Annotated in this window: 28 protein-coding genes; 17 read left to right on the top strand and 11 right to left on the bottom strand. The window is 64.0% G+C overall.

The genetic code is table 11. From position 1 onward, the window contains the following. Positions 1–193: 193 nt before the first annotated feature. Positions 194–1,204 (bottom strand): zinc-dependent alcohol dehydrogenase family protein, encoded by a 1,011-nt coding sequence (locus NKG95_RS05215; RefSeq protein ID WP_353040117.1) that lies wholly within the window; start codon positions 1,202–1,204, stop codon positions 194–196. A 106-nt stretch (positions 1,205–1,310) separates the two neighbouring features. Between NKG95_RS05215 and NKG95_RS05210 the strand changes: the two genes are divergently transcribed. Continuing rightward, positions 1,311–2,240, top strand: coding sequence for a LysR family transcriptional regulator (locus NKG95_RS05210; protein WP_352909634.1), 930 nt, complete (start codon positions 1,311–1,313; stop codon positions 2,238–2,240). Positions 2,241–2,281: 41 nt separating this feature from the next. On the opposite strand, the gene NKG95_RS05205 is transcribed toward NKG95_RS05210, so the two are convergent. From NKG95_RS05205 to NKG95_RS05195, 3 genes are all read right to left on the bottom strand, one after another. Next, positions 2,282–3,040 carry a slipin family protein gene (locus tag NKG95_RS05205; RefSeq protein ID WP_353040116.1) on the bottom strand — a complete coding sequence of 253 codons (759 nt, stop codon included), beginning with the start codon at positions 3,038–3,040 and terminating at the stop codon, positions 2,282–2,284. Continuing rightward, entirely contained in the window at positions 3,037–4,422 is a 1,386-nt protein-coding gene (locus NKG95_RS05200; protein ID WP_353040115.1) for an NfeD family protein, read from the bottom strand. The genes NKG95_RS05205 and NKG95_RS05200 overlap by 4 nt, the downstream gene beginning before the upstream one ends. Positions 4,423–4,523: 101 nt before the next feature. Beyond that, on the bottom strand, positions 4,524–5,288 hold the full coding sequence (locus NKG95_RS05195) for a pseudouridine synthase (RefSeq protein ID WP_353040114.1): 765 nt from the start codon (positions 5,286–5,288) through the stop codon (positions 4,524–4,526). A gap of 115 nt (positions 5,289–5,403) precedes the next feature. Between NKG95_RS05195 and NKG95_RS05190 the strand changes: the two genes are divergently transcribed. Then, complete coding sequence (locus NKG95_RS05190) at positions 5,404–5,994, top strand: DUF922 domain-containing Zn-dependent protease (protein ID WP_353040113.1); 591 nt, start codon at positions 5,404–5,406, stop codon at positions 5,992–5,994. Between the two features lie 41 nt (positions 5,995–6,035). Here the strand turns inward: NKG95_RS05190 and NKG95_RS05185 are convergent, their stop codons facing one another. Next, positions 6,036–6,779, bottom strand: a complete 744-nt coding sequence (locus NKG95_RS05185) for an SDR family oxidoreductase (RefSeq protein WP_352716222.1) — start codon at positions 6,777–6,779, stop codon at positions 6,036–6,038. A 292-nt stretch (positions 6,780–7,071) separates the two neighbouring features. Here NKG95_RS05185 and NKG95_RS05180 point away from each other — a divergent pair, with 292 nt between their 5' ends. The 9 genes from NKG95_RS05180 to NKG95_RS05140 all read left to right on the top strand — a co-directional run bounded on the left by NKG95_RS05180 (position 7,072) and on the right by NKG95_RS05140 (position 13,966). Next, positions 7,072–7,740, top strand: a complete 669-nt coding sequence (locus NKG95_RS05180) for an NAD(P)H-dependent oxidoreductase (protein ID WP_352494409.1) — start codon at positions 7,072–7,074, stop codon at positions 7,738–7,740. A gap of 347 nt (positions 7,741–8,087) precedes the next feature. Further along, positions 8,088–8,420: an ArsR/SmtB family transcription factor gene (locus NKG95_RS05175; RefSeq protein ID WP_353040112.1), complete on the top strand. Its 333-nt coding sequence runs from the start codon at positions 8,088–8,090 to the stop codon at positions 8,418–8,420. 14 nt (positions 8,421–8,434) lie between these two features. Beyond that, positions 8,435–8,941 carry an arsenate reductase ArsC gene (locus NKG95_RS05170; RefSeq protein WP_352844617.1) on the top strand — a complete coding sequence of 169 codons (507 nt, stop codon included), beginning with the start codon at positions 8,435–8,437 and terminating at the stop codon, positions 8,939–8,941. A 1-nt stretch (position 8,942) separates the two neighbouring features. Continuing rightward, complete coding sequence (locus NKG95_RS05165; RefSeq protein WP_352844616.1) at positions 8,943–9,629, top strand: aquaporin; 687 nt, start codon at positions 8,943–8,945, stop codon at positions 9,627–9,629. Next, on the top strand, positions 9,626–10,048 hold the full coding sequence (gene arsC, locus NKG95_RS05160; RefSeq protein ID WP_353040111.1) for an arsenate reductase (glutaredoxin): 423 nt from the start codon (positions 9,626–9,628) through the stop codon (positions 10,046–10,048). Before NKG95_RS05165 ends, arsC begins: the two co-directional genes overlap by 4 nt. Before the next feature lie 93 nt (positions 10,049–10,141). Next, complete coding sequence (gene arsH / locus NKG95_RS05155; protein ID WP_502896916.1) at positions 10,142–10,870, top strand: arsenical resistance protein ArsH; 729 nt, start codon at positions 10,142–10,144, stop codon at positions 10,868–10,870. A 99-nt stretch (positions 10,871–10,969) separates the two neighbouring features. After that, positions 10,970–11,302 carry an ArsR/SmtB family transcription factor gene (locus NKG95_RS05150; protein ID WP_352788199.1) on the top strand — a complete coding sequence of 111 codons (333 nt, stop codon included), beginning with the start codon at positions 10,970–10,972 and terminating at the stop codon, positions 11,300–11,302. A gap of 43 nt (positions 11,303–11,345) precedes the next feature. Further along, positions 11,346–12,728: an FAD-dependent oxidoreductase gene (locus NKG95_RS05145; protein ID WP_502900342.1), complete on the top strand. Its 1,383-nt coding sequence runs from the start codon at positions 11,346–11,348 to the stop codon at positions 12,726–12,728. Then, positions 12,725–13,966, top strand: a complete 1,242-nt coding sequence (locus tag NKG95_RS05140) for an MFS transporter (RefSeq protein ID WP_353040110.1) — start codon at positions 12,725–12,727, stop codon at positions 13,964–13,966. Before NKG95_RS05145 ends, NKG95_RS05140 begins: the two co-directional genes overlap by 4 nt. 24 nt (positions 13,967–13,990) lie before the next feature. Here NKG95_RS05140 and NKG95_RS05135 read toward each other — a convergent pair whose 3' ends face one another. Then, positions 13,991–14,215 (bottom strand): hypothetical protein, encoded by a 225-nt coding sequence (locus NKG95_RS05135; protein WP_352481660.1) that lies wholly within the window; start codon positions 14,213–14,215, stop codon positions 13,991–13,993. Between the two features lie 231 nt (positions 14,216–14,446). Further along, positions 14,447–14,812, bottom strand: coding sequence for a VOC family protein (locus tag NKG95_RS05130; protein WP_352481659.1), 366 nt, complete (start codon positions 14,810–14,812; stop codon positions 14,447–14,449). Between the two features lie 144 nt (positions 14,813–14,956). Between NKG95_RS05130 and NKG95_RS05125 the strand changes: the two genes are divergently transcribed. Then, complete coding sequence (locus tag NKG95_RS05125; protein WP_352481658.1) at positions 14,957–15,268, top strand: hypothetical protein; 312 nt, start codon at positions 14,957–14,959, stop codon at positions 15,266–15,268. A gap of 44 nt (positions 15,269–15,312) precedes the next feature. Beyond that, on the top strand, positions 15,313–16,188 hold the full coding sequence (locus NKG95_RS05120) for a sigma-70 family RNA polymerase sigma factor (protein ID WP_353025610.1): 876 nt from the start codon (positions 15,313–15,315) through the stop codon (positions 16,186–16,188). Positions 16,189–16,517: 329 nt separating this feature from the next. Here the strand turns inward: NKG95_RS05120 and NKG95_RS05115 are convergent, their stop codons facing one another. Next, on the bottom strand, positions 16,518–17,675 hold the full coding sequence (locus tag NKG95_RS05115; RefSeq protein WP_353040109.1) for a sulfite oxidase: 1,158 nt from the start codon (positions 17,673–17,675) through the stop codon (positions 16,518–16,520). Between the two features lie 539 nt (positions 17,676–18,214). On the opposite strand from NKG95_RS05115, the gene NKG95_RS05110 reads away from it, so the two are divergent. The 3 genes from NKG95_RS05110 (at position 18,215) to NKG95_RS05100 (ending at position 21,467) form a co-directional block, all read left to right on the top strand. Beyond that, complete coding sequence (locus NKG95_RS05110) at positions 18,215–18,847, top strand: DUF1326 domain-containing protein (RefSeq protein WP_353022453.1); 633 nt, start codon at positions 18,215–18,217, stop codon at positions 18,845–18,847. An 8-nt stretch (positions 18,848–18,855) separates the two neighbouring features. After that, on the top strand, positions 18,856–19,749 hold the full coding sequence (locus NKG95_RS05105) for a DUF2182 domain-containing protein (RefSeq protein ID WP_353040108.1): 894 nt from the start codon (positions 18,856–18,858) through the stop codon (positions 19,747–19,749). 197 nt (positions 19,750–19,946) lie between these two features. Beyond that, a complete protein-coding gene (locus NKG95_RS05100; protein WP_353040107.1) occupies positions 19,947–21,467 on the top strand; it encodes an FAD-dependent oxidoreductase in 1,521 nt (506 codons plus the stop codon). A 25-nt stretch (positions 21,468–21,492) separates the two neighbouring features. Here the strand turns inward: NKG95_RS05100 and dinB are convergent, their stop codons facing one another. The 3 genes from dinB to NKG95_RS05085 all read right to left on the bottom strand — a co-directional run bounded on the left by dinB (position 21,493) and on the right by NKG95_RS05085 (position 24,029). Next, positions 21,493–22,734: a DNA polymerase IV gene (gene dinB / locus NKG95_RS05095; RefSeq protein WP_352844605.1), complete on the bottom strand. Its 1,242-nt coding sequence runs from the start codon at positions 22,732–22,734 to the stop codon at positions 21,493–21,495. A gap of 403 nt (positions 22,735–23,137) precedes the next feature. Then, complete coding sequence (locus NKG95_RS05090) at positions 23,138–23,596, bottom strand: GNAT family N-acetyltransferase (protein ID WP_353040106.1); 459 nt, start codon at positions 23,594–23,596, stop codon at positions 23,138–23,140. 70 nt (positions 23,597–23,666) lie between these two features. Continuing rightward, positions 23,667–24,029 carry a hypothetical protein gene (locus tag NKG95_RS05085; protein WP_353040105.1) on the bottom strand — a complete coding sequence of 121 codons (363 nt, stop codon included), beginning with the start codon at positions 24,027–24,029 and terminating at the stop codon, positions 23,667–23,669. 188 nt (positions 24,030–24,217) lie between these two features. Here NKG95_RS05085 and NKG95_RS05080 point away from each other — a divergent pair, with 188 nt between their 5' ends. Continuing rightward, entirely contained in the window at positions 24,218–24,514 is a 297-nt protein-coding gene (locus NKG95_RS05080; protein WP_353022463.1) for a hypothetical protein, read from the top strand. Positions 24,515–24,649: the final 135 nt, after the last annotated feature.

The raw sequence follows: 24,649 nt of genomic DNA, 5'->3' as shown, positions 1-24,649 counted from the left end.
ATGCCCGGCAGGGCAGAGGGGGGCGTGAAGGATCGCCAGCGTTCAGTTCAACTTTGATGAGCTGAGAACCTTACGTACGTGCGCGAACTGCTATTGCCTGATAGGCTGGAGGGACAGTGCCCCTCTCTGTCCTGCCGGACATCTCCCCCACGAGGGGGGAGATCGGCAGCTTGAACGCTCTGCCTTTTCAGGCTCACCACGACAGACTGAACGCGAGCTTGCCGAAATGCCGGCCGCCGGCCGCCATGTGGGCGTAGGCCTCGGTCGCCTGGTGCTGGCTGTAGATTGTGTCGATGACCGGATCGATACGGGCGGCGCCGATGGCGCGCGCGGCGTCGCGCAGGTCGGATACCGAACCGGTGTTGTTGCCCACTATCTTGAGCGCCTTGATGATGATCGGCAGCAGGTTCGTGGTGGCCTCGGCGCCGGTGACGAAGCCGATGGCGAACACCGTGCCGCCGGGCGCCGCGGCATTGATTGAGCGGGCGAAGGTAGCCGAGCCGCCGGTTTCGACGATCAGGTCGGCGCCGAGGCCGTCGGTCAGCTCGAGCACCTTGGCGTCCCAGTCCGGTGTCTCACGATAATTGATGAGATGATCCGCACCCAAGGCCTTGGCGCGGGCCAGCTTTTCGTCAGACGACGAGGTGATGATGACCGTGGCGCCGGCTGCCTTGGCCAGTTGCAGGGTCAAGATCGAGACACCGCCGGTACCGAGCAGGACGACGACTGATCCGGGCCCGGCATCGGCGGCGCGGATCGCGTTCCAGGCGGTGGTGCCAGCGATCGGCAGCGTCGCCGCTGCTTCGAAGGACAGATGCGCCGGCATCGGCACGACGGCATTGGCCGGCAGCGCGACATACTCGGCGAGCGAGCCGGGCAGCGTCAGGCCGCGCATCTCTCTGGTCTCATAAGGCCGCGGACGGCCGCCGATCCAACGCGGTTTTGCATGGGCGATGACGCGTTCGTTGACGGCGAGCCTCGACACACCCTCGCCGATGCCGACGATCTCACCGGCGCCGTCGACGACGGGAATGAGCGGAAAGCTCGGACCTGGGTAGTTGCCGCTCGCGATCGCGACGTCGACAAAGTTGAGGCTTGCGGCGCGCAGGCGGATCAGCACTTCGCCGCGCTGCGGTTCAGGCGTGGGAACGGTGGCCGCGCGAAACGCGTCCAGTCTCGGGGCAGTCAGTTCGATCGCTTTCATGTCTCACTCCGGTTGATGGGCCGATTGACGGGCCGGGATTGAGTGAAACTAGCTGCTGCGCTATTGGTATATAATCCTTGGCTTTTACATTTGAGCTCTGCGCCAGATGCAGCAATCGCACGAACCGGCAGCATTGGCCGAAATGGCCGCCTTCGCGGCAATCGCCGAAGCACGCTCCTTCACCAAGGCGGCGGCTCGCATCGGCCGCGACGCAACGATCCTGTCGCGGCGCCTTGCCTCGCTGGAGGAGCGGTTGGGCGTGCGCCTGCTGCACCGGACGACGCGAAGCGTGTCGCTGACCGAGGCGGGTTCGGAGTTCCTCGTCCGCATCCGCGCTATCCTGGCCGCGGTCGACGAGGCCGAGGCCGCAGCGTCGGCGCATGCCGGCGGCGGGCCGCGCGGCGTGCTACGGCTGGCGCTGCCCGGCTCGTTCGGGCGCATGTGGATCGGCCCGCTGCTGCCGCAGTTTCTCACCGAATTTCCCGACGTCCGTATCGAGGCCGAGTTCTCCAACCGCTTCGTCGATCTCGTCGCCGAGAATTTCGATGTTGCCGTTCGTCTCGGCGCGCTGGAGGATTCGCGGCTGGTGGCGCGCAAGGTCGCGACACGGCGGCGGCTGCTGTGCGCCGCGCCGTCCTACCTCGCCCGCCGGGGCACGCCGGCTGCGCCGGAAGCGCTGCTGGAACACAGCTGTCTCGGCTTCTCAGGCTTCCAGACCTTTCCGGCCTGGGAGATGACCGACACCACGGGCCGCCGCGTCAGTATCGAGGTCTCCGGCCCGCTGGTCACCGACGACGCCGAGGTCCTGGTCGAAGCCGCCGTGCAAGGCGTCGGGCTGATGATGAGCACGGATTGGCTGGTCGGACGCGAGCTCGCCGACGGCCGGCTGGTGCCAGTGCTGGAGGACTGGACGCTTGCCGACGAAGGGGCCGTCTATGTCGTCATGCCTTCGGCCAAGGGGCAAGCCGCCAAGACACGTGCCTTCGCCGACTGGATCGGCAAACGCTTTGCGCCGGTCCCGCCGTGGCAGAGGTGAGGGTGCTGATCTCCCCACGAGGGAGATTATGCGCTCCTCCCTCACTTCCCGCCCTGCTTGATGAAATGACCGAGCAGATCCATTGGCACCGGAAACACGACCGTCGACGAGCGCTCGCCGGCGATGTCATGGAGAGCCTCGAAATAGCGTAGCTGCATGGCTTGCGGTGCTTCGGCCAGCATCTTGCCAGCCTCGACGAGCTTTGCCGCCGCCTGTTGTTCGCCGTCGGCATTGATCACTTTCGCACGCCGCAGCCGTTCCGCCTCGGCCTGCTTGGCGATGGCGCGGACCATGTTCTCGTTGAGGTCGACATGCTTGATCTCGACATCGGAGACCTTGATGCCCCAGGCATCGGTGCGCTGGTCGAGAATCTCCTGGATATCGCTGTTGAGCTTGTCACGTTCGGCCAGCATTTCATCGAGCTCATGCTTGCCGAGCACCGAGCGCAGCGTGGTCTGTGCCAGCTGGTTGGTGGCGGTCATGAAGTCTTCGACCTGGATCACCGCCCGCTCGGCGTCGACGATACGAAAATACAGCACCGCGTTGACCTTCACCGAGACGTTGTCGCGCGAGATCACGTCCTGCGGCGGCACGTCCTGGACCACCACTCGCAGGTCGACCTTCACCATCTGCTGCACGAAGGGGATGAGGATGATAAGGCCGGGGCCCTTGACCCCGGTGAAGCGGCCGAGCGTGAAGACCACGCCCCGCTGATATTCCCGCAGGATGCGAATGGCCGCGGATAGGAACATGACCACGACGAGCGCTGCTGCCAGATAGGCCACATAACCGATGATCATTGCCTTGCTCCATCGCTTCCCACATTGCGGCGGCGTATCGTCAGCACAAGACCTTTGACATCAGCCACCTCGACGCTGTCGCCCACCGCAAGCGGTTCGTCGGCTTTTGCCCGCCAGCGCTCGCCCCGGGCGAGCACGTGGCCCTCGCTGCCCTGCCAGTCGAGGACCTCCGCCGGCAGCCCCTGCATGGCCTGTGCGCCAACACGCGGAACGTTCTTGCGGGCCGCCCACAAATAGCTGCCGGTCAACAGCGCCAGGCCGAGCGTCAGGGCGGCGGCGGTGCCGATGACGGCCCACGACATCTCGAAGCCGGGCCCCTCGATCCTGAGCAGCATGGCAGCGCCCAGCAGAAATGCAGCCACGCCTCCCAACCCAAGGACCACTGTCGGGTTCAAGGCTTCGACGACGAGAAAGATGATGCCAAGCAGCATCAAGGCAAGGCCGGCATAGCTGATCGGCAGGAGATTGAGCGCATAGAGGCCGAGCAGAAGGCAAATCGTGCCGATCACGCCGGGCGCGACCGCGCCCGGGCTCGTGAATTCGAAGACGAGGCCATAGACGCCGACCAACATCAGGATGACGGCGATGTTCGGGTCCGTGATGACGGCGAGAAGCCGGATGAGCCAGCCCGGTTCGAGCGTTTCAACGGGCAGCCCGTTCGTCGCCAATGCCTCTTTCTTGCCGGCGATCTCGACGGTCCGGCCGTCGGCCAGTTGAAGCAGTTCGGTGGTGTCGCGGGCGACGAAGTCGATGACATGCTCCTGCAGCGCCGCGCCGGCCGACAGGCTGGCCGCCTCGCGCACGGCTTTTTCTCCCCATTCGGCATTGCGCCCGCGCAGTTCAGCCAGGCTGCGGATCAGGGCAACGGCATCGTTCGTCGCCTTGGCAATCATCGCATCGCCCGCCGGCGCGTTGTCCTTATCCGCCTCCGGGCCATCGTTCTTGCCGCCGGGAAACGATGGCAGCGGCCCACCCATCTCGATCGGCGTTGCCGCGCCCAGATTGGTGCCGGGCGCCATCGCCGCCACATGGGTGGCGTAGAGGATGTAGGTTCCGGCGCTCGCCGCATGCCCGCCGGCGGGTGCGACATAGCCGATGACGGGAACCGGCGAGGCGAGAATGGCGGCGATCATCTCGCGCATGCTGGTAACCAGCCCGCCGGGCGTGTCCATCTGCAGGATGAGAGCCTGGGCGTTTCGGTCCGCGGCCACCGCCAGCGCTTCCTCGAGCTGCCTGGCACTCGCCGGACCGATGGCGCCGTCGATCTCGACGCGCAACACAATTTTCTCCCGGCCGTTCGCCTCTCCGGTTGCGGAAGAGGGACAAACGGCCGCAGCAGCCACGAAAGCCGCGGCAAGCAGGACCGCACGCGCGAGTTTCACGCTCAAAGCTCCATATCTAGGATATGGGCTGGATTTTGCCGAAATCCATGAGAACGCTCATCAAACCGGCCTGGGTGCGGGGTGATGCTTCGCTCTGTCCTTCAGGCCTGAAGCAGCGCCAGCTCTTCGGCGGTCAGATGGCGTGTCTTGCCCTTGGCGAGGTCGCCGAGCTGCAATGGGCCGATCGCAATGCGCACCAGGCGCAGCACCTCGATATCGTGGGCGCCGAGCAGCCTTCGGATATGGCGGTTGCGGCCCTCGTCGAGTACGATCTCCAGCCAAGCGGTGCTGGTGCCGCCGCGCAGCAGCTCGATCGACCGGGCCGTCAGCAATTCGCCATCGACCGTGGCGCCGGCGCGCAGCCGCGCCAACATGGCCTCGTCGGGCAGGGCGCCGATCTGCACGTGATAGGTCTTGGCGACATGCGAGGCGGGGTCGAGCAGGCGCTGCGCGAAGCGCGTGTCGTTGGTCATCACGAGCAGGCCCTCGCTCGCCTTGTCGAGGCGGCCGACCGGCGAGACGAAGGGCAGGTCGAGCCCTGCCAGGCAATCATAGACGGTGCCGCGGTCCTGCGGGTCGTCGCGGGTGGTGACCAGCCCGCGCGGCTTGTTGAGCATCAGATAGACCTTGCGCTCGGCAGCGACGCGGTGGCCGTCGACCTCGATGCGGTCGCGGCCGGGATCGACGCGCATCGAGCCGTTGCGCACGATCTTGCCGGCAACCCGCACGCGCCCCTCGGCAACCAGAAGCTCGGCCTGCTTACGCGAGCACAGGCCAAGCTTCGACAGGGCGCGGCACAGGCTGACGCCGGGAGGCTGGGTCCCGGGGGCAGGGCGTTGCCGGGCAATGTTCGGTCGCGGCGACATGGCGTTGCCTGTGGATTCTTGTATACGAGCATCCCACTATAGCCGGCCGCCGGCTATGTCCACGGAAGGGAACTGCATGTCTTTTGCATCGTGCGCAGCGGCTGCGAGGACTTGTATGAAAACAGCCATTCTCCTTTGCCTGCTGCTCGCCTCTCTGCCGGCATCGCCGGCGCATGCCGGCTGGCAGGCAGTCGAGAAGGTCGAGACCTATGCCGTCTCAGGGCAATCCGGGCCGGAGCTCTATGCCTCGATCGGCGGGCGCGGGCCGCTGCTCGGCGAGCGCCGCGTCATCGCGCATACCAATTTCAAGCTGACCTGGGTGAGGGACTACCAGCCGCAAGGCGACGCCTGCGTGCTGGTGTCGGCGCGGCCGAAGCTGATCATCACCTACACCTTGCCGAAGCCGGCCGCGCGGATGCCGGGCGCCATCCAGAAGAACTGGGAGGTTTTCGCAACCGGCCTCGCCGCCCACGAGAAGGTGCACGGCGCCAGCATCATCGACATGGTGCACAAGATCGAGGCGGCCACGATCGGCCTGACCGTCCCCGACGACCGCGGCTGCAGCAAGATCAGGACGGAAGTGACGAGACGGCTCGCCGGAATTTCGCAGGCACAGCGGCAGGCGAGCCGCGATTTCGACCGGGTCGAATTCGGCCCGGGCGGCAAGCTGCGGCAGCTTGTGTTCACGCTGATGACCGGGGGATGATGCTGCGGGGCGGCGCAGGGCACCATATCTGTCGGCCAAGCTCATGCCTGCTCGGTCGGATAGAGCGTCAGGATGTTGACGTTGACCCGTGGCGGCTGCGTCACCGCATACTGGATGGCGGCGGCGATGTCCTCGCTTTCCAGCTGCTCCATGTCGCCAAGCCTTAGCTCGACCGCCTGGCGCACATCGGCGCGCATATTCTGGGTGAACTCGGTCTTGACGGCGCCAGGCTCGATGCAGGTCACGCGGATGCCGTCCTTGCCGATCTCGCGGCGAAGCGATTCCGCCATCGCGCTTACCGCGTGCTTGGTGCCGGAATAGACCACCGAAGGGTGGATATAACGGCCGGTGCCGGAAGAAACGACGACGATGTGGCCGGCGCCTTGCCGTTGCATCGACGGCAGCGCCGCATGGATCGGATAAAGCAGGCCCAGAATGTTGACGTCGACCATCCGGCGGTATTCTTCCGGCGTCGTATTGCGGAACGGCGCGGCGACGCCGACGCCGGCAACCGCAAGCAGAATGTCGAGCCGGCCGTACTCCTGCAGGACCCGTTCGACCATCGCCGTGGCTTGCGCTTCGTCGGTGACGTCGGCGGCAATCGGCAGCGCGGTGCTGCCGGTCTCACGGATCCGCCTCGCCAGATCGTCCAGGCGCTCAGTGCGCCGCGCGGCAATCGCCAGCGTGGCGCCCTCGGCCGCCAGCGCCAAGGCGGTGGCCTCGCCGATGCCGGAGGAGGCGCCCGTCACCAAGGCGATCTTGCCGCTCAGTTTTCCTGTCTGCATCGTTTTCTCCTGACGCTTTGAACACGCCCTGAAGCTAGGGCGCAGACATTCTGGGAACAATGCTGGGAGTTCTTGGGCATGATACGCCGCAGCGCCGCATCCGCGGAGTAGCTCAAGGCATGCGGGACAGCGCCCTCCAGCAAGCCCATGTCTGCGCAATTTTCCTTGAGCGAACGAGCGGGGCTTGACGCGACTGGAGGTGTTGCGTCTTGATATGGGGCTGCGGGGCTTCGCATGAAAACAGCTGATCGACTATGTCTGCGGGTGGCTTGTTTGCATGCGACGCGCTTGCATGCAGCACCGCGATCCTCTGGCGACCGACCGGGCTGAGCGCAAGATGAAGGTCCTCGTCGTCTATTGCCATCCCTGCACCGACAGCTTCAACGGCGCCGTGCGCGATACGGTGCTGGAGACGCTTGCCGAAAGGGGGCATCAGGTCCACCTGCTCGATCTCCATGCGACCGGCTTCGATCCAGTCATGCGCACGCAGGAATGGCGCGGTTACCACGACAAGGCGGCGAACCTGCAACCGGTGCACGAACATGCGCAGGAGCTGATCTGGGCCGAGGCGGTCGTCTTCATTTACCCGACCTGGTGGTATGGCGTGCCGGCGATGCTGAAAGGCTGGCTGGAGCGTGTGCTGGTGCCGGGCTTCGCTTTCGAGATGCCGACCGCACGACGCGGTCCGCGGCCCAAATTGCGGCACATACGCCGGGTGGTGGCGATGACCACATGCGGTGCCACGCCGCTGATGTCGTGGATCATGGGACAGCCCGGCCGGCGAACCCTGCTGCGCGGCTTCCGCTCCGTCTGCCATCCGCTGTGCCGGACCAAATTCCTGGCGCTCTACCGGATGGACAGCGTCTCGGCCGCCGGACGCCAGGCGCATCTGCAGCGGGTCAGGAAAGCGGTTGCCGGTCTTGGCCGCGCTGATGCCATTGCCGCCACGGTGCCTGGCTGATTTGGTCGAGCGAGCCGCCGAGGGCAGCGGGCATCGCTTCGATGTGTCGGATACGATCAGTTGTACAAGTCGGCGCCGCCCCTCATCGCCCTGCCGGGCACTTCTCCCCGTATAGTGACGGGGAGAAGGGGCTGGCCGCAGCGTTGGCGTCGTTTCTGCACCGCCGATGTTTGGCGAAATCACCGATGACGAGGCCCCTCTCCCCGACACTATACGGGGAGAGGATGCCGGCAGGCAGGTGAGGGGCAACGCAAACGCTTAGAGGGCGAATTCAAAACTGAGAGATTGCCTTGGGTCGCTGGCAGAGGCGCGTTGACTCTCTTCGCCATTTCTGGAATCCTGGAATTATGCACAAGACACTCGCCCTTTCGGCGCTTGCCGCGCTCGGCCAGGAAACCCGGCTGGACGTTTTTCGCCTTTTGGTGCGGGCTGGAGCCGACGGCGTGCCGGCGGGCGAGATCGCTTCGCGGCTCGCCGCGTTCCCGAATACGATGTCGGCCCATCTCAAGATCCTGTCGCATGCCGGCCTGGTGCGGACCGAACGGGAGGGCCGCAGCGTGCGCTATTTCGCCGATATGGCCGGCTTTCGCGATCTGCTGGCCTACCTGATGGAGGACTGCTGCAATGGCGCGCCGGAACTTTGCCAGCCTGTGATCCAGGCTGTGACCTGCAACTGCTAGAAGGGAGGTGCGCGATGAGCGAGCCATACAATGTTCTTTTTCTCTGCACCGGCAATTCGGCAAGGTCGATTCTCGCCGAGGCGATCCTGAACCGCGTCGGCGCAGGCAAGTTCAAGGCCTATTCGGCTGGATCGCATCCGAAGGGAGAGGTTCATCCCTATGCCCTTCAGCTTTTGAAAAGCCTCAACTACGACACGTCGTTCGCCCGTTCGAAAGACTGGCAAGAGTTTGCGGAGCGGGGTGCCTCAGAGATGAATTTCGTCTTCACGGTCTGCGACAATGCCGCCAACGAATCATGTCCGGTCTGGCCCGGGCAACCGATGACGGCGCATTGGGGCGTACCTGATCCTGCAGCCGTCGAAGGCACCGAGGCGGAAAAGCATCTCGCCTTCGCCGAAGCCTACCGCATGCTCAACAACCGAATTTCGATCTTTGTCAGCCTGCCGATCAATGCGGTCGACAGACTTGCGCTGCAGAAGCGCCTCGACGAGATCGGCCGCAATCTGCCGAAGGCCGGCTGAGGTGGTTCAGCTTTCCCGGCGCCTTGTTGCCGAGGCCCTCGGCACGGCTCTGCTGGTCGCCACCGTGGTCGGTTCCGGCATCATGGCTGACAGGCTGAGCAACGATGTCGCCGTCTCGCTGCTCGGCAACACCTTGCCGACCGGGGCGATCCTGGTCGTGCTCATCACCATATTCGGGCCGATCTCCGGAGCGCACTTCAACCCGGCGGTGACGCTGGTGTTCGCGCTTCGGCGTGAAATCGAAACGAACGCAGCGCTGGCCTACGTCGCCGCCCAGATTGCCGGCGGCATCGCTGGAACGTTCCTGGCGCATGCAATGTTCGAATTGCCGATCCTGGAAGTGTCGGCGACGGTGCGGACCGGAGGCGGCCAATGGATTGCGGAGCTGGTCGCCGCCTTCGGGCTGGTCTTCACCATTCTTGCCGGCCTGCGTTCCCGCCCGGATTCTATCCCTTGGCTGGTTGGGCTCTATATCACCGCCGCCTATTGGTTCACCGCGTCGACATCCTTTGCCAATCCGGCCGTCGCCATCGCCCGTGCGTTCTCCAACACTTTTGCCGGGATCCGCCCCACCGATCTGCCGGGCTTCATCGCCGCCGAGCTTTTGGGCGCGTTGCTCGCCGTGGCATTGGCAGGGTGGCTGCTCGCCCAACCGAAACCAGTCGGACAGATGAAAGCTGCGCAATGACCGTCACCATCTACCACAACCCCGATTGCGGCACCTCGCGCAACACGCTGGCCATGATCAGGCAGTCCGGCGAGGAGCCGGAGGTGATCGAATATCTGAAAACCCCGCCGTCGCGCGAAAAGCTCGTCGAACTGATCGCAGCGATGGGCATGACGCCGCGCCAATTGCTGCGCGAAATGGGCACGCCTTATGCCGAGCTTGGCCTGGGCGACCCGAAGTGGAGCGACGACGAGATCCTCGATTTCATGCTGGCGCATCCGATCCTGATCAACCGGCCGATCGTGGTGACGCCGCTCGGCACCATGCTCGCCCGACCCTCCGAAGCGGTGCTCGATATCCTGCCCAATCCGGATATCGGCCCCTTCACCAAGGAGGACGGCGAGGTCGTCGTCGACGCCAGCGGCAAGCGCGTCGCCTAGAGTATTTCGACATTTCTCGAAATTTGCTTTGACGCCACGACGTATCACGCCTATCTATTTCGATGAAACTCGAAATAAGAAAGCTTTGAAGCCATGAAACCAGTCGATCACGCAGGGTCCCTGCCAAACATAGATATGGAGCAACTCCCGGCAATCGATGCATCTGCGCTGTTCGATGTGGCCGCCTCGGCCCACAAGCCTCGGATCTTGATGCTCTACGGCTCCTTGCGGGAGCGTTCCTATTCCCGCATGGCCACTGAGGAAGCGGCACGTATCTTGACCTGGCTTGGCGCTGAAGTCCGTATCTTCAACCCTGCCGGTCTGCCGCTGCCGGATTCGGCGCCCGCCGATCACCCCAAGGTGAGAGAGCTGCGTGAGCTCTCGCTCTGGTCCGAAGGTCAGGTCTGGTGTTCGCCCGAACGTCACGGTTCAATGACCGGTATCATGAAATCGCAGATCGACTGGCTGCCATTGTCGTTGGGCTCGGTGCGTCCCACCCAGGGCCGGACGCTTGCCGTCATGCAGGTTTCCGGCGGCTCACAAAGCTTCAATGCCATCAACCAACTGCGTATCCTGGGCCGCTGGATGCGCATGTTTACGATCCCCAACCAATCGTCGGTGGCAAAGGCATTCAACGAATTCGATGCGGCCGGGCGCATGAAGCCCTCGCCCTACTACAACCGCATCGTCGACGTGATGGAGGAGCTGATGAAATTCACGCTTCTTCTGCGCGACCGGTCGGCCTATCTCACCAACCGATATTCCGAACGCGTCGAAAGCGCGGAAGAGCTTGCCAGACGGGTAAATCAGCGGTCGATTTGAGGCGGGCGGTTGGCGCAAACGAGACGGCGATTGTCCGGTTATTCGAGAATGTTCGAAATAAGCGTTGACGTCGTGGGCTCTCGGAGCTAAGGTGTTTCCATGAAACTCGAAAAAGCAGCCTCGCAACTGGAAGCCCTCGGCAGCCCGACGCGGTTGCAGCTCTATCGGACGCTTGTGCGGGCGGGCGATGAAGGCCTGCCGGTCGGGCGCATCCAGGACAGGCTCGGCATCGCTGCCTCGACGCTGTCGCATCACCTCAAGCGGCTGGTCGACACCGGCCTGGTGACACAGGAGCGGCAGGCGACGACGCTGATCTGCCGGGCCAACTATCCCGCCATGAACGGGCTCATCGGATACCTCGCGGACGAATGCTGCGCCGACGCCACCTGTGCGCCGGCTTCGGTGGAAGCGACGGCCAAGACGGCGGCGTAATTTTTTGGCATTGTAATTCGAAACTACCGGAAGGACGGAAGATATGGAGATGATCGAAAGGCTTCCCGTCGCGGTGATCGGCGCCGGGCCGGTCGGCCTGGCGGCAGCGGTCCACCTCATCGCGCAAGGTATTCCTGTCAAAGTCTACGAAGCCGGCAATAGGGTTGCATCCAACCTCAGGGATTGGGGCCATGTCCGGGTGTTCACGCCTTGGCGCTATTGCGTCGATCAGGCGTCTAGAAGCCTGCTCGAGGCGCGTGGCTGGCGGATGCCGGAGCCTGAGGCATTCCCGACCGCGAACGACCTCGTCGCGGATTACCTCGAGCCGCTTGCAAAGCTTCCGCAATTGTCGCCGTCGATCGAAACCGGTGCCCGGGTCGTCGGCATCTCGCGCTGGGGCGCCGACAAGGTGCTGAGCAAGGAACGCGAAAACCGGCCGTTCATGCTGGTGATCGAAACCGCCAGTGGCACGCGGCGCGACAGCGCCCGCGCCGTCATCGATGCTTCGGGAACCTGGCAGATGCCGAACCCGCTCGGCGCCGGCGGAATTCATGCCGTAGGCGAAGCGCAATTTGCCGATCGCATCGCCTACGGCATCCCCGACATCCTCGGCCGCGACCGCCGCCTTTATGCCGGCAAGACGACGCTGGTCGCCGGCTCCGGCCATTCAGCCGCTAATGCCTTGCTAGATCTCGCCAGGCTGGCGGATATGGAGCCCGGCACGGCCTTCATCTGGACAACGCGCGGCACCGACCTGGTGCGCATCTATGGCGGCGGCGATGCCGACCAATTGCCGGCACGCGGCGAACTCGGCGCCGAAGTGCGCGAACTCGCCGAGAGCGGCGGCGTCAGACTGGTGACGGGCTTTGCAGCCGTTTCGATCCGCGATGCCGACGGCCGGCTGGTCGTCGAAGGCCAGACCAAGGACGGCTTGCAGCGGATTGGCCCGGTCGACCGCATCATCGCCGCGACCGGACAGCGCCCCGATCTGTCGCTGACGCGCGAGCTTCGGCTCGAGCTCGATCCGTGGCTGGAAAGTGTCAGGGCACTGGGACCGCTGATCGATCCCAACGAACATTCCTGCGGCGACGTGCCGCCGCACGGTCACCGCGAGCTCAGCCATCCCGAGCATGGGTTCTATACGGTCGGCATCAAGAGCTATGGCCGTGCGCCGACCTTCCTGCTGCTGACCGGGTATGAGCAGGTCCGCTCCGTCGCCGCGGCGATCGCCGGCGACATGGTGGCCGCCGACAATGTCCAGCTCGTGCTGCCGGAGACCGGCGTCTGCACCGTGCCGCGGATCGGCATTGCCGACACGGGCTGCTGCGGCGGTCCGGCGCCGGTAGCGGTGGATGCCTGCTGTGTCGCCGATGCCGAAGCAAAGGCGATCGGCAAAAGCGGCTGTGGCTGCGGCGTCGCGGCATGAGCCTTCTGGCGCCTTCGCCCACCATCCTGCGCAGCCGCGGCGCAATCATCATCGCGCTTGGCCTGACGCAGATCATGGCGTGGGGATCTTCCTACTATCTTCCAGCGGTCATTGCGCCGGCGGTCTCCTCCGATACCGGCTGGCCGCTGGCATGGGTTGTCGGCGGCCTGTCTCTCGGCTTGCTCACGGCAGGATTGATCTCGCCGCGCGTCGGGTCGTCGATCGAGCGGCATGGCGGCCGCAACGTCCTGGCGTTCAGCGCCGGATGCATCGGGCTCGGCCAGATCGGGCTGGCTCTCGCCCCTAATCTTGCGGCCTATATCGCAGCCTGGCTGGTCATCGGACTGGGCATGGGGGCTGGGCTCTACGATGCCGCTTTCGCGACGCTTGGGCGCCACTACGGCCATGGCGCGCGCTCCGCCATTACCATGCTGACGCTGTTCGGCGGTTTTGCCAGTACGATCTGCTGGCCGATTTCGGCCTGGCTTCTTGGGGAGGTCGGCTGGCGCGGCACCTGCCTGGCCTACGCTGTCTTTCAGCTGGTGATTGCGCTTCCGCTCTATCTCGTGATCCTGCCTCGTGAGGCGCCGCAGCCGGCAGTCGGGCCAGGATTGCCGGTCGGGCCAGGATTGAACCAGGCGACGCCGGCCGGCGAAGGCAATCCCGATCCGTCGATCATGATCGTGTTGGCCGCCACCCTTACGCTTGCGGCGGTGATCTCCTCGACGGTGTCGGTGCATCTGCTCACCATCCTGCAAGGCAGCGGCATGGCGCTGGCCGCGGCCGTCGGGCTCGGCGCGCTGGTCGGCCCGTCCCAGGTGGCGGCGCGCGCGATCGAGATGACCATCGCGCGCTACCACCATCCGATCCTGACCAAGTTCGCCTCGGTTACGTTTGTGGCGATCGGCGTTTCGGCGCTCTGGGCCGGCATGCCAATCATCCCGCTGGCGCTCGGCTTCTATGGCGCGGGCATCGGCCTGGAATCCATCGCGCGAGGGACGTTGCCGCTCGCGTTGTTCGGCTCGAACGGCTACGCGAAGCTGATGGGCCGCCTCGCCATGCCGAGCCTGATCGCCCAGGCGGCGGCACCCTCGGCCGGCGCATTGCTGCTGGAGCGCTTCGGCCCGCATGGGACGTTGGCCGCGCTTTCCGGCCTGGCGCTGGCCAACGTCATCCTCGCATGCGGCCTGGGCTGGCGGATGCTCCGCTGGCGGCAATCGCAGGTTCAAACCCGATAGGATTTCGACCCGCGTTCAGCGCCGTCAACTGGAGAGCGGGAGATCTTCCACGGGATCGACAAGGAAGGATGCGGCAATCAGATCGTCCGCATCGAGGCGCAGTGAGCCTTTGGCGCCGCCCATAATGGCGGCAACCTTTTGAAACGTCTTGATTTCGTGCTCGGTAATCTGGGCACTTTGCATTCTGGATTTGAGGTCAGCGACGCGCAGCCCCAAACTGGGGGACATTCCGATTTTACGGTTCGACATGGTAAGATGCTCCTCCCCGGCCCATGTTTGTTTTGCCACCCGCCCTTATTCGCATTTCCTCCGCCTGCCTAAATATGAGGCATCGCGAATACAGCGCCCGAACGCCCGATGCAAGGGAAGGTTCCGGCGCGCAGCGGTCACGAAATAATAATACGAAGGAAGCACGGCCGATGGTCGGGCCGAAGGTAGGACTTAGGTACGATGCCCCGCCGGACAGAGGGCTCCGGTGGCTTATCGGCTGGCGAGGACCATGCGGTTGCCTTCGCTGTCGCGAAACTCCGCCACCGTGCGCCCCGGCTGCCACGGCGCATCATGCGGTTCGGTGATGATTTCGACGCCGCCCGCCTTCAACGCCGCGCTCATTGCTCCGACATTTTCGTCGACCAGCACCAATACGGGCTCCGCGCCGGGGGCGTCGTCGGCGCGCCTGATGAAATGCAGGTTCGTCACGGCATGCGGAAATGCCAGCTCGATCCAGCGCCAGCCGCCGTCGCCCATCTTCTGGTCGGCCAGCACCTGACAGGCGAGATGCCTGGTGTAGAACGCCTTGGCGCGGTCCTGGTCGAACACCGGAAGCTCGGCAAACTGGATATGCATGGTCGTCTCTCCTGCTTGATGGCTGCCGCGCAGCCGCCCACGCGGGAAAGACGATGCGGGCAACCGAAAAGATTCTTCCACAAGGAGAATCTTTTCAGCGCAGCCGGTCGTCCTTCGTTCATACCAACCAGTCAGGAGACGACGATGGACTACGCGCTCATTCGATACGGTGTGAACCAAGCCGACCTGGAAGATAACCGCGCGCTGGTCGAAAAAGTGTTCGAAGCGCTGGGCGAGGCGGCACCGCCGACGGTGCGCTATCTCGTGCTCGAGCTGGACGACGGCTCGTTCGTCCACATCGTCGGTCAGGACGGCGATTCGTCGGCGCTGACCGGGCTTGCCGCCTTCAAGGCATTTGCGGAAAACCACGCCGAACGCCGTTCGACCCCGGCAATGCGATCGCCTGTCAAAGTCATCGGCAACTACCGTATGCTGGCGGGTCAGAAGGCGGGATAGCGCCTGCCATGCCGCTCGCGCAGAAACAGGATGCTACGCCGAAAATGAACAGGGCGACTTTGGAGGCGATGCTCGTCGGGTTGCGGCCAAGGCTGCATCGCTACTGCGCGCGCATGGCCGGCTCGGTGATCGACGGCGAGGACATCGTTCAGGAGGTGCTGATCAACGCGCTGCAGGCGATCGACGGCGGTGCGATGGTCGAGCGGCCGGAGCAATGGCTGTTTCGCATCGCCCACAATGCCGCGCAGGATCATCTGCGGCGGCGCAATCGGGAAAGGTCGCGCATGACCGAGGCCGACATGAGCGTCATCGAGGATCCCTCCGGCAGCGCCGACAGCCGGCTCGCCGCCCAGACCGGCCTGCGCGCCTTCATGCAGCTTTCGGTGCCGCAGCGCAGTGCCGTGATCCTGGTCGACGTGCTCGGCCTCAGCCTGCACGAGACCTGCGAAGTGACCGGCGCGACGCTCGCCGCCACCAAGGCCGCGCTGCATCGCGGGCGGGCGCAGCTCAAGCTGCTGGCGCTGCAGCCCGAGCAGGCGCTCGCGCCGAGGCTCGACGCCGATGACGAGCGCCGGCTGCGGCGCTATGTCGACCTGTTCAACGCGCGCGACTTCGACGCGGTCAAGGCACTGATCGCAGAGGACGTCCGGCTCGAAGTCGTCAACCGCGTCCGCCTGCGCGGCAAGGCCCAGGCGTCGACCTATTTCGGCAATTACGACCGTATCAGCGACTGGGCATTGTCACTCGGCTTCGTCGACGGCAGGCCGGCGATCCTTATCCGCGACCCGCAGGCGGCCGACGGCACCGTGCGCGGCTTCGTGCTGGTTGAATGGGCGGGCGATGAAATCATCCAGATCCGCGACTTCCGCTATGCACCGTGGTGCCTGGTCGATGCGGAAATCAGGGCCGTGGAGAGGTGAGGCGAGCGCTGGAAATGGTGCGGAAATGGCGCGCGGAGGCGACAGGGCCAAGGTTGCGCCACCGGACAAGTCTGCCATCGCCTCGATCACTAAGCTGAGGGGCTCGCTTCCGATTTCGGGAGCGGTATCGTCGCGAAGAGGATCTACGGCCCACACCCGTCATGCTCGATACAGAGCGGCGCCAGCTTTCGGATCAGGCAGCCTCCTCCTGGGTGACCCAAACGCAATTGCCACATGGCAGCAAGTTCTTAGAGCGGTTCCGGTTCTCCTGGAGCCGGTAACTCGCTCTAACTATCTGTTTTGCCGCATCTATTTGGCTGCAAAATTCGCTAGCCGATACGCACGCGGCGCGTCACCTGGCCATTGCTTTCCCAGTATGTGTGTTTCTTGGCAATCAAGGGATCGTCCATCGCCGGTTGAATTTGTCCCGTGGTGCTGACCGCGCGCGAGGTCACCGTGTGTTCTCCAGAAGAGGGATTTGCCCAATCCAGGGACCAAATTTTCCAGGCGTGTTCTGCCTCCTCACTGTGGTCAATGGTCGCTGGTGCCCAAGGCCCCTGATCGATTTGCACTTCGACCCGGTCGATCGGCGCCCCCCAGGCTGCCCCAACGATGCGGTAATCCGAGTCTTTCCGGGTAACCTTCGCAGGCGCGGACTTTATCAGCGCTCGCCCAACTGAAGTCTCGGCCCATACGGTCTCGCCGTTGTGGTCCTCTTCCCGGATGGTGACATAGTCACGGGCCATCAGAAGGCTCATGAACCGCGTATCGCGAACCTCGATGCGTTTTAGCCACTTGACGTTGGCGATCCCGTACCAGCCTGGAGCAATGAGCCGTACCGGGAAGCCATTGGCCGCCGGCAAGGCGGCTCCATTCATTTCATAGCAGAGGAGATTGTCGGGGTTCATCGCGTCGGCGAGCGACATGCTACGAGCGAAGTTCTGCTTCATTTTTACGTCGCGTATCGGGATCTCGCCTGTGTCGGTACCGAAAAAGACGACCTCGATGCCCTTCTCCAGAACACCGGCTTCCTCGAGGATCGGGGCGAGCGGCGTCCCTGCCCAACGGGCATTGCCGATGCCGCCGGTGAAAAAGGGAAACCCGTGATTGCCCGAGCACTCCACTGTGAAAACGACCTCCTGCCGCGGTCGCGCCCTGATGTCGGCGAGCGTTAACTCCAAGGGCTTCTTGACCAGGCCTCCGATCTCCATCGACCATGTCTTCTCGTCGATCGTTGGTCGGTTGAAATGCGAGATGCTGAAGAACTTGTCGTTTGGCGTTATCCAGCTGTCCAAATCCTCCCAGACAAGCTGCTTCTGGATACCTACCGGATCGGGATTTTCGGCCGGCTGATCCAGCCACCGAATAACTTCCTCGCTCGGCCGTGTTGGAAAAGCGTAAGCCCGACGCGAGGTATAGAGAGCAGCAATTGCGGCAAGAGCCGCGCTTCCTTGAACAAGAAGTTCTCTGCGCTGAAAATCAGGCATGTTGTTTACCTCCCAGTTGATCCGGAACGGGCTGCAACGTGCCTTAGGCCGTAGCCTGATCACGGATAGGCGACACAATGTGAGGTCTGCCCATCCGGAAGTATCCGGATAGGTCAGACAATCACCGACGCAAGTCAGGCATGTGAAGCGTTGGACGAAACTCTGGCTCGCGTTTCGCATGCCAAGAGTGCGCCTTTGAGAAGGAAGTGTCCACAACTTGGACGGGACATGATGATGATTGCGGCATTCCATGCCGATTTCCGGTCCTGCCAAATCCTTCTGCTCGGATCGCTGCCGAACGCCCCTTCTGGGGTCATTTCCGGACCTTGGCGGGTTGCGCTCGGAAACGCTTGTTTCGACCCACGTCTGCCGTTCCGATATCGCCCCGCCATCTCCGGGGGGTATGTTCACCCAAATTCGACAAGAAACCGCATTGGCCTGCCGCCTCTTGTCGCGATCACTCTTGGCGCCACAGGATGGCGGCACGGCCGGCGCAGGTGTATGATGATGGTCTAATACTTCGCATCAGGGAGGACAGCATGACGTCTTGGGAAATCAAGGGACGGGAACTCGTCAATTGCACCTGCGAATATGGCTGCAACTGTCAATTCAATGCGCTGCCCGACAAGGGCCACTGCCATGCGGTGGCGGGCATCCAGATCGATGAAGGTCATCATGGCGAGACCGCCCTCGACGGCCTCCGGATCGCGGCGATCTTCAAATGGCCTGGCGCCATCCACGAAGGCCACGGTGAAGCCATCGCTTTCGTCGACGAGAGCGCAACCGACCGGCAGCGTGACGCGCTGCTGCGCATCATGACCGGCCAGGACACCGACCCGTTCGCAACGATGTTCGCCGTTTACGCCTCAACCGTGACAAAAATGAATGATCCGGTTTTCACCAAGATCGATCTCGACCTCGATATCGACGGCCGCAGGGGCCGCATCTTCGTCAAGGACTACATCGAAACGGTCGGCGAACCGATTCGCAACAAGGTGACGGGCGCGGACTCGCGCGCTCAGATCGTGTTGCCGAACGGCTTCGAATATGCGGTCGCCGAGATCGGCAGCGCTTCAAGCACAACCAGCGGGCCGGTTCAGGTGAATATGAAGGACAGTTACGGCCAGTTCGCCCGGCTGCATCTCAACAATCACGGGGTGGTGCGAGCCTGACGCGCCGCATGGACGGTGGGTCGCCACTGGAACGGCTGCTCAGACGCGACCGCGTCATCACGATTGCGGGCGTGGCGGCGCTGTGCCTGCTGGGCTGGCTTTATATCGTCGCCGGTGCAGGGCTCGGCATGAATGCGTGGGAGATGACGAGGGTCGCGCTATTCCCCCACCAGCAAACCGCCGACATGACCTCCGATATGTCTGGCATGGATATGTCTGGCATGGACATGAGCGGGATGGACATGAGCGCGATGGCCATGGCGACCGAACCGCGGGTTTGGGGGGCCGCGATCTGGGCGCTGATGATTGCGATGTGGTGGGTCATGATGGTTGCGATGATGTCCCCGAGTGCGGCGCCGACTGTCCTGCTCTATGCGCGCGTGCATCGCCATGCGCTCGCACAAGGGCAGATCCAGGACAAGCTCGCGCCCACCGGCGTATTTATGGCAGGCTACCTCCTGGTCTGGCTGGGGTTCTCCGTCGCGGCAGCTGCGTTGCATTGGCTGCTCGAACGCGAGGCGGTCGTTACCGCGGCGACGATGAGTTCGCAGAGCCGCTGGCTTTCGGGCATCGTCCTGATCGCCGCGGGCCTGTATCAGCTCTCGCCGCTCAAGAACGCCTGCCTGTCGCATTGCAGGGCACCAACAGCATTCCTTTCCCGACACTGGCGTCCCCACGCGCTTGGCGCGCTGCGTTTGGGCGCACTGCACGGGGCGTTTTGTGTCGGATGCTGCTGGATGCTGATGGCGTTGTTGTTCGTGGGTGGCATAATGAATCTGGTGTGGGTTGCCGGGCTCGCTATTCTGGTGCTGGTTGAAAAGGTGTTTCCTGTCGGCCAGTGGGTTGGCCGGGCGGCCGGCATCGCCCTGATCGCCTGGGGCAGCGCAACGCTTTTGGTCTGACGACCAGGGCCGCCTCGAATGTCGCATTTGCAGGAAACGATCGCTCCTGGCGCCAAGTGCACCGCCCCAGCCAGGCCGGCTCACAACGCGTCGGGGCGGACCGGCGGTGACGTCAAGCTTACGCAGGCATTCAGGCGTCGAGGAACTTTGAATCCTGGCGTCCGTTTATCCGAATGTCGAGTATGAAGGGCTCCGCCATGAATGTCGGCGACGAAAGGACTGTATCCGTTTGGGCGAGAACCGAAGTAGCGTCTGATGCGGTTCCGCTCGAGCGGAGTGAACAGGTCGATGTCGTGGTCGTCGGATCTGGCATTGTCGGACTGTCGGTCGCCTACGAACTGGCCATCGCCGGGCAAAAGGTGGCGGTGCTCGATCGCGGCCGGATCGGAAGCGGCATGACGGCCCGCACCACCGCGCACCTGTCATCGATCTGCGACGACTACTTTTCGGAACTGATCAAATTGCGCGGCGAGGAACTGGCGCGGATTTACTATCAAAGCCAGTCGGCCGCTATTGACCGTATCCAATCGATCCTGGAGGCGGAGGGTATCGCGTGTGATTTCCGCCGCCTCGAAGGCTTTCTGTTTCCGGCGTCAGGCAGAAAGGAATCCGTCATCGAGCGCGAACTGGACGCCGCTCTGAAAATCGGTGTCGACGTCGAGAAAACCGTGGGCGTGCCGTTTGCAGGCTTTTCGGATGCACCGATCCTTCGCTACGCCAATCAGGCGACATTCCACCCGCTCAAATACCTCCGCGGGCTGGCTACCGGCATCCGCGCGCACGGCGGCGCGCTTTATGCGGAGACCATCGTCGACAAGGTTGAGGAGACCGACAGCGGCGTGCGCGTAAGCACGGTCTCGGGCTTTGCCGTGTCTGCTAAATCGGCCGTTGTCGCCACCAACTCGCCGATCAACGATCGGGTCGCGCTCCATACCAAGCAAGCGCCCTACCGGACCTACGCGATGTCGTTCGAGATCGCGCGCGACGTTTTGCCGGATGCACTCTATTGGGACACGCTAGACCCCTATCACTACGTCCGTCTGCAGCCTGGCGAAGGCAAGACCGACTTTCTGATCGTCGGTGGTGAAGACCATAAAACAGGGCAGGCCGACGACGCCGACCACCGCTTCACGGCCCTGGCGGCCTGGATCAAAAAATTGGTGCCCGATATCGGCGCGGAAGCCAATCGATGGTCCGGGCAGGTGATGGAGACGGTCGATTATGCCGGATTCATCGGTCGTAATCCCGGTGATCGGCGAGTCTTCGTTGCTACCGGCGATTCCGGCCAGGGCATCACCCATGGGGTCGTGGCCGGCCTGTTGATTTCGGACCTGATCCTGAAGCGGGAAAGCCCCTGGCGGGAACTTTACGAACCCTCCCGCAAGACGGTACGGGCGATCGGCGATTATCTAGCGGAGAATGCGACAGCGATCAGGAGTTTTGCCGAGTATGTCGCGCCTGGTGAAATCGATTCCGCCGACAAGCTGCGGCCGGGGCAGGGCGCTATCGTGCGCGAAGGTCTTACCAAAGTCGCGGCTTTTCGCGACGAGGACGGCACGCTCTACAAACGCTCGGCCGCATGTACCCATGTCGGCTGCCACGTTCATTGGAACTCGCTGGAACGCTGCTGGGGCTGCCCCTGCCACGGCTCGCATTTTGCCGTCGATGGCACGGCCTTGAACGGGCCGGCAGTATCGCCCCTGGCTCCTGTCGGATAATCTTTTTTCGCCCCGGCCGCGCAGCTCACAGCTCCTTTTCGGCGAGCTCGCGAAACGCGTCGGGAACGGACCGCGACAGTCCGAGCGCGACCGAGGCGTAGCCGACCGCCTCCCAGCCGAAACGATCGCGGATCTTGTCGACGGCGCGATCTGCGGTCCAGCGCGCCGCGCCCCTCCTGGTGCCGGGGCGGCGGCGGTCGTCGTCGAGCCCAAGCGGCAGTTCCAGTTGCAGGCCGGCATGCTGCTCCAGATGCGAGACGGCGATCGCCAGCAGCGAGATGGTTTTTTCGTGCGGATGGTCGATGAGCACCTTGCGCACCAGCGCCTCGGCGATCTCGGCCAGCATGGCGGTTGCCGAAATCGGCTGGTCGAGCGTGATCGAGCGCGTCACCGAGCGCAGGTCGGCAAAGCGGACACGAACCGTCACCGTGCGGCCGGGCCGGGATTTCGCCCGCAATCTTGTGGCGACCCTATCGGCCAGATGCAGCAGCGCAGGCACGAAGACCTGCTCCTCGGCCGGTTTTCGGCCGAGCGCCGATTGCGCGCCGGCCGAGCGCGCCCGGCGCTGCGTCTCCAGCTTGCGCGGATCGCGGTTCCACGCCAGCGCGTTGAGTTTCTCTCCCGCCGCCGGCCCGAGCAGGCGCTCCAGCGCGCCATTGTTGGTCTTCGCCAGCTCGCCGATGGTGTTGACGCCGATGCCGGCCAGCCGCTCCCTGGTGACCGGGCCGACACCCCACATCAGCTCGACCGGCAGGTGGTGCAGGAACTCCAGCTCGTGGCGCGGATCGACCACCACCAGCCCGTCGGGTTTTGCGACCTGTGAGGCGATCTTGGCCAGATGCTTGGTGCGGGCTACGCCGACCGAGATCGGCAGGCCGAGCTCGGCCCACACGCGGTGGCGGATCTTGCCGGCGATCTCGGCCGGCGAGCCGAACAGGTGGGTGCAGCCGGCGACGTCGGCAAAGGCCTCGTCGATGGAAATCCGCTCGACCACCGGCGTGAAATCGCCGAGCACCTTGATCGCCGCATCGCCCAGCCGCTGATAGTCCTTGAAATGACCGCCGACGAAAATGAGTTGCGGGCAGAGTTCCCGCGCCCGCCGTCCCGGCATGCCGCCGCGCACGCCGAACGCCTTGGCTTCATAGGATGCGGCGAGCACTACCCCGCCGCCGACGGCAATCGGCTTGCCGCGCAAGGCCGGGTCGAGCAGTTGTTCGACCGAGGCATAGAAGGCATCCAGATCCGCGTGGAGGATGTTGGCTTCCATCCGGCCCGTTCGCCCGCGGCGGTTCGAACGCCGCCTTGTCTAGAGTTTTAATGAGAACATAAAGAGAACATTGTGGGCGGATTGTCAAGCGGCGCGGAGGGCAGGTGAAGGGCAATTGTTTCAGTTTGGCGCCCTCTGTCTGCCTGCGTTCCAGCGTTGGTGGTTGGCGAAAGTCGAAGCAACATCCAATCTCCCCCCTTGCGGGGGAGATGTCCGGCAGGACAGAGGGGGGTGGGACGGATCGCCAACTTCGACTTCAGTTGTTGCGAACTCGAATCAGCCTGAGGGTTTGGCTCCGATTGGTTGACAGGTCGGAGGGACAGCACCCCCCTCTGCCCTGCCGGGCATCTCCCCCGCAAGGGGGGAGATCGGCAGCTTCGCCGACGGCGCCTGCTGCAGCGACCTACAGCGCCATCTTGTAGCCGAGATGGCTGGCGGTGAAACCGAGGCGCTCGTAGAAGGTGTGCGCTTCCCCTCGACCGTTGTCCGTGGTGAACTGAATGAGGCTGCAGCCGCGCGAACGGCACGCTTCAATCGCCCATTCGACCATCAGCTTGCCGACGCCGCGAGAGCGCCATTGCCGGGCGACGCGAACGCCTTCGATCTGGCCGCGCCAGGCGCCTTTCCTCGAAATGCCTGGAAGGAAGCTGAGCTGCAGCGTTCCGACCAATTGCCCGGCCTCGACGGCCACGGCCAGCAACTGGTTGGGATCGGCATCGATCGCGCTGAAGGCATCGAGATAGGATGGCGCGAGCGGCGTGGACGGGTCTTCCCGGTCTGCGCCGAGCGCATCGTCGGCAAGCATTGCAACGATCGCCGGCAGGTCGGGCGCCTGGGCACGACGGAATTCGATCTCGCTCATCGCGCGGAGACATACGGCGCAGTGTTGGCGATCGCAATATCCGTTTTGACTGCAAGGGGGGCGCGCGTCTTCAGGCGGCCTCCAACGCCCAGAGGCGGTGGCCGTAGCGGCGGAAGAAGCGGGCGAAGAGGCGCTGTTGCCTGGCGCGGGCGAGGTCGGCGCTGCGCCTTTCCTGTCGCCAGTGCGGCATGTTGCGGAACATCGACAGGAAGCGGGCGGCGTCCTCGATCGCCTCCTCGGCCGACTGCGCCGGGCGGATCGCCGCCAGGAACAAAGCGCGGCTCGGCTTCATCCGGTCGATCGCCGCCTTGCGCTGGCGATGGCCCTGGCGCGCCGTGCGGATGCCGTCCTGGCGGATGGCCGCGAAGGCGGCAAGCATGGCCGGGCTGTCGCCGGCATAACCGCAGGCCTGGGCGAACCGGGCGAGGTCCATCGTCACTCCCTTGCATTCGGTGGACGGAGCGGCCGCGGCTGCGCCGATTCCAGCTTGTATAGAATATAAGCATAACTCAAATAAGTCAACAAGTGAAACTTTCACGTTGGTGTAAGCGGAACCGACTCGACTCCGCCTCGAAAACCGATAATGATGTGAACAAAGCAGGAACAACGATGGGGATGGCCATGGCATTAGCGGGCAAGGAAGCGACGATCGCCGATGTCGTCTCGATTGCCGTCGAGTGCATCGATTGCGGCCGCAACAGGTGGTGGAAGCCGGCCGAGCTCAAGCGGCATGGGGTGATGCCGGAGACACCGCTATCAGCACTTTCGGGGCGCCTGATCTGCAAGGCCTGCCGGGCCGACGGACTGCCGGGCGCCGCCGTTTCGATCCAGGCCGCCTTCATCGACGACCGGCAGCGGGCCCGCGCCGAGGCGCGCCTGCTCAATGGTCGAGAGTTGGAGCAATCGAGGCGGGCTTGAGGGGGGAGGGCGTGCTGCTCTTCCCTTCTCCCCTTGTGGGAGAAGGTGGCCGAGCGAAGCTCGGTCGGATGAGGGGTGTTGGACGGATCGCTACCTTGATGGCGTAAGTGCTTAAAATCGCGTCTACATTTCCTC

This window comes from Mesorhizobium sp. M1423, from assembly GCF_040317575.1.
In the GTDB taxonomy this organism is placed as follows: Bacteria; Pseudomonadota; Alphaproteobacteria; order Rhizobiales; family Rhizobiaceae; genus Mesorhizobium.
Note: the sequence above shows the minus strand (reverse complement) of the source record. Positions and strands in the feature narration are given on the sequence as shown.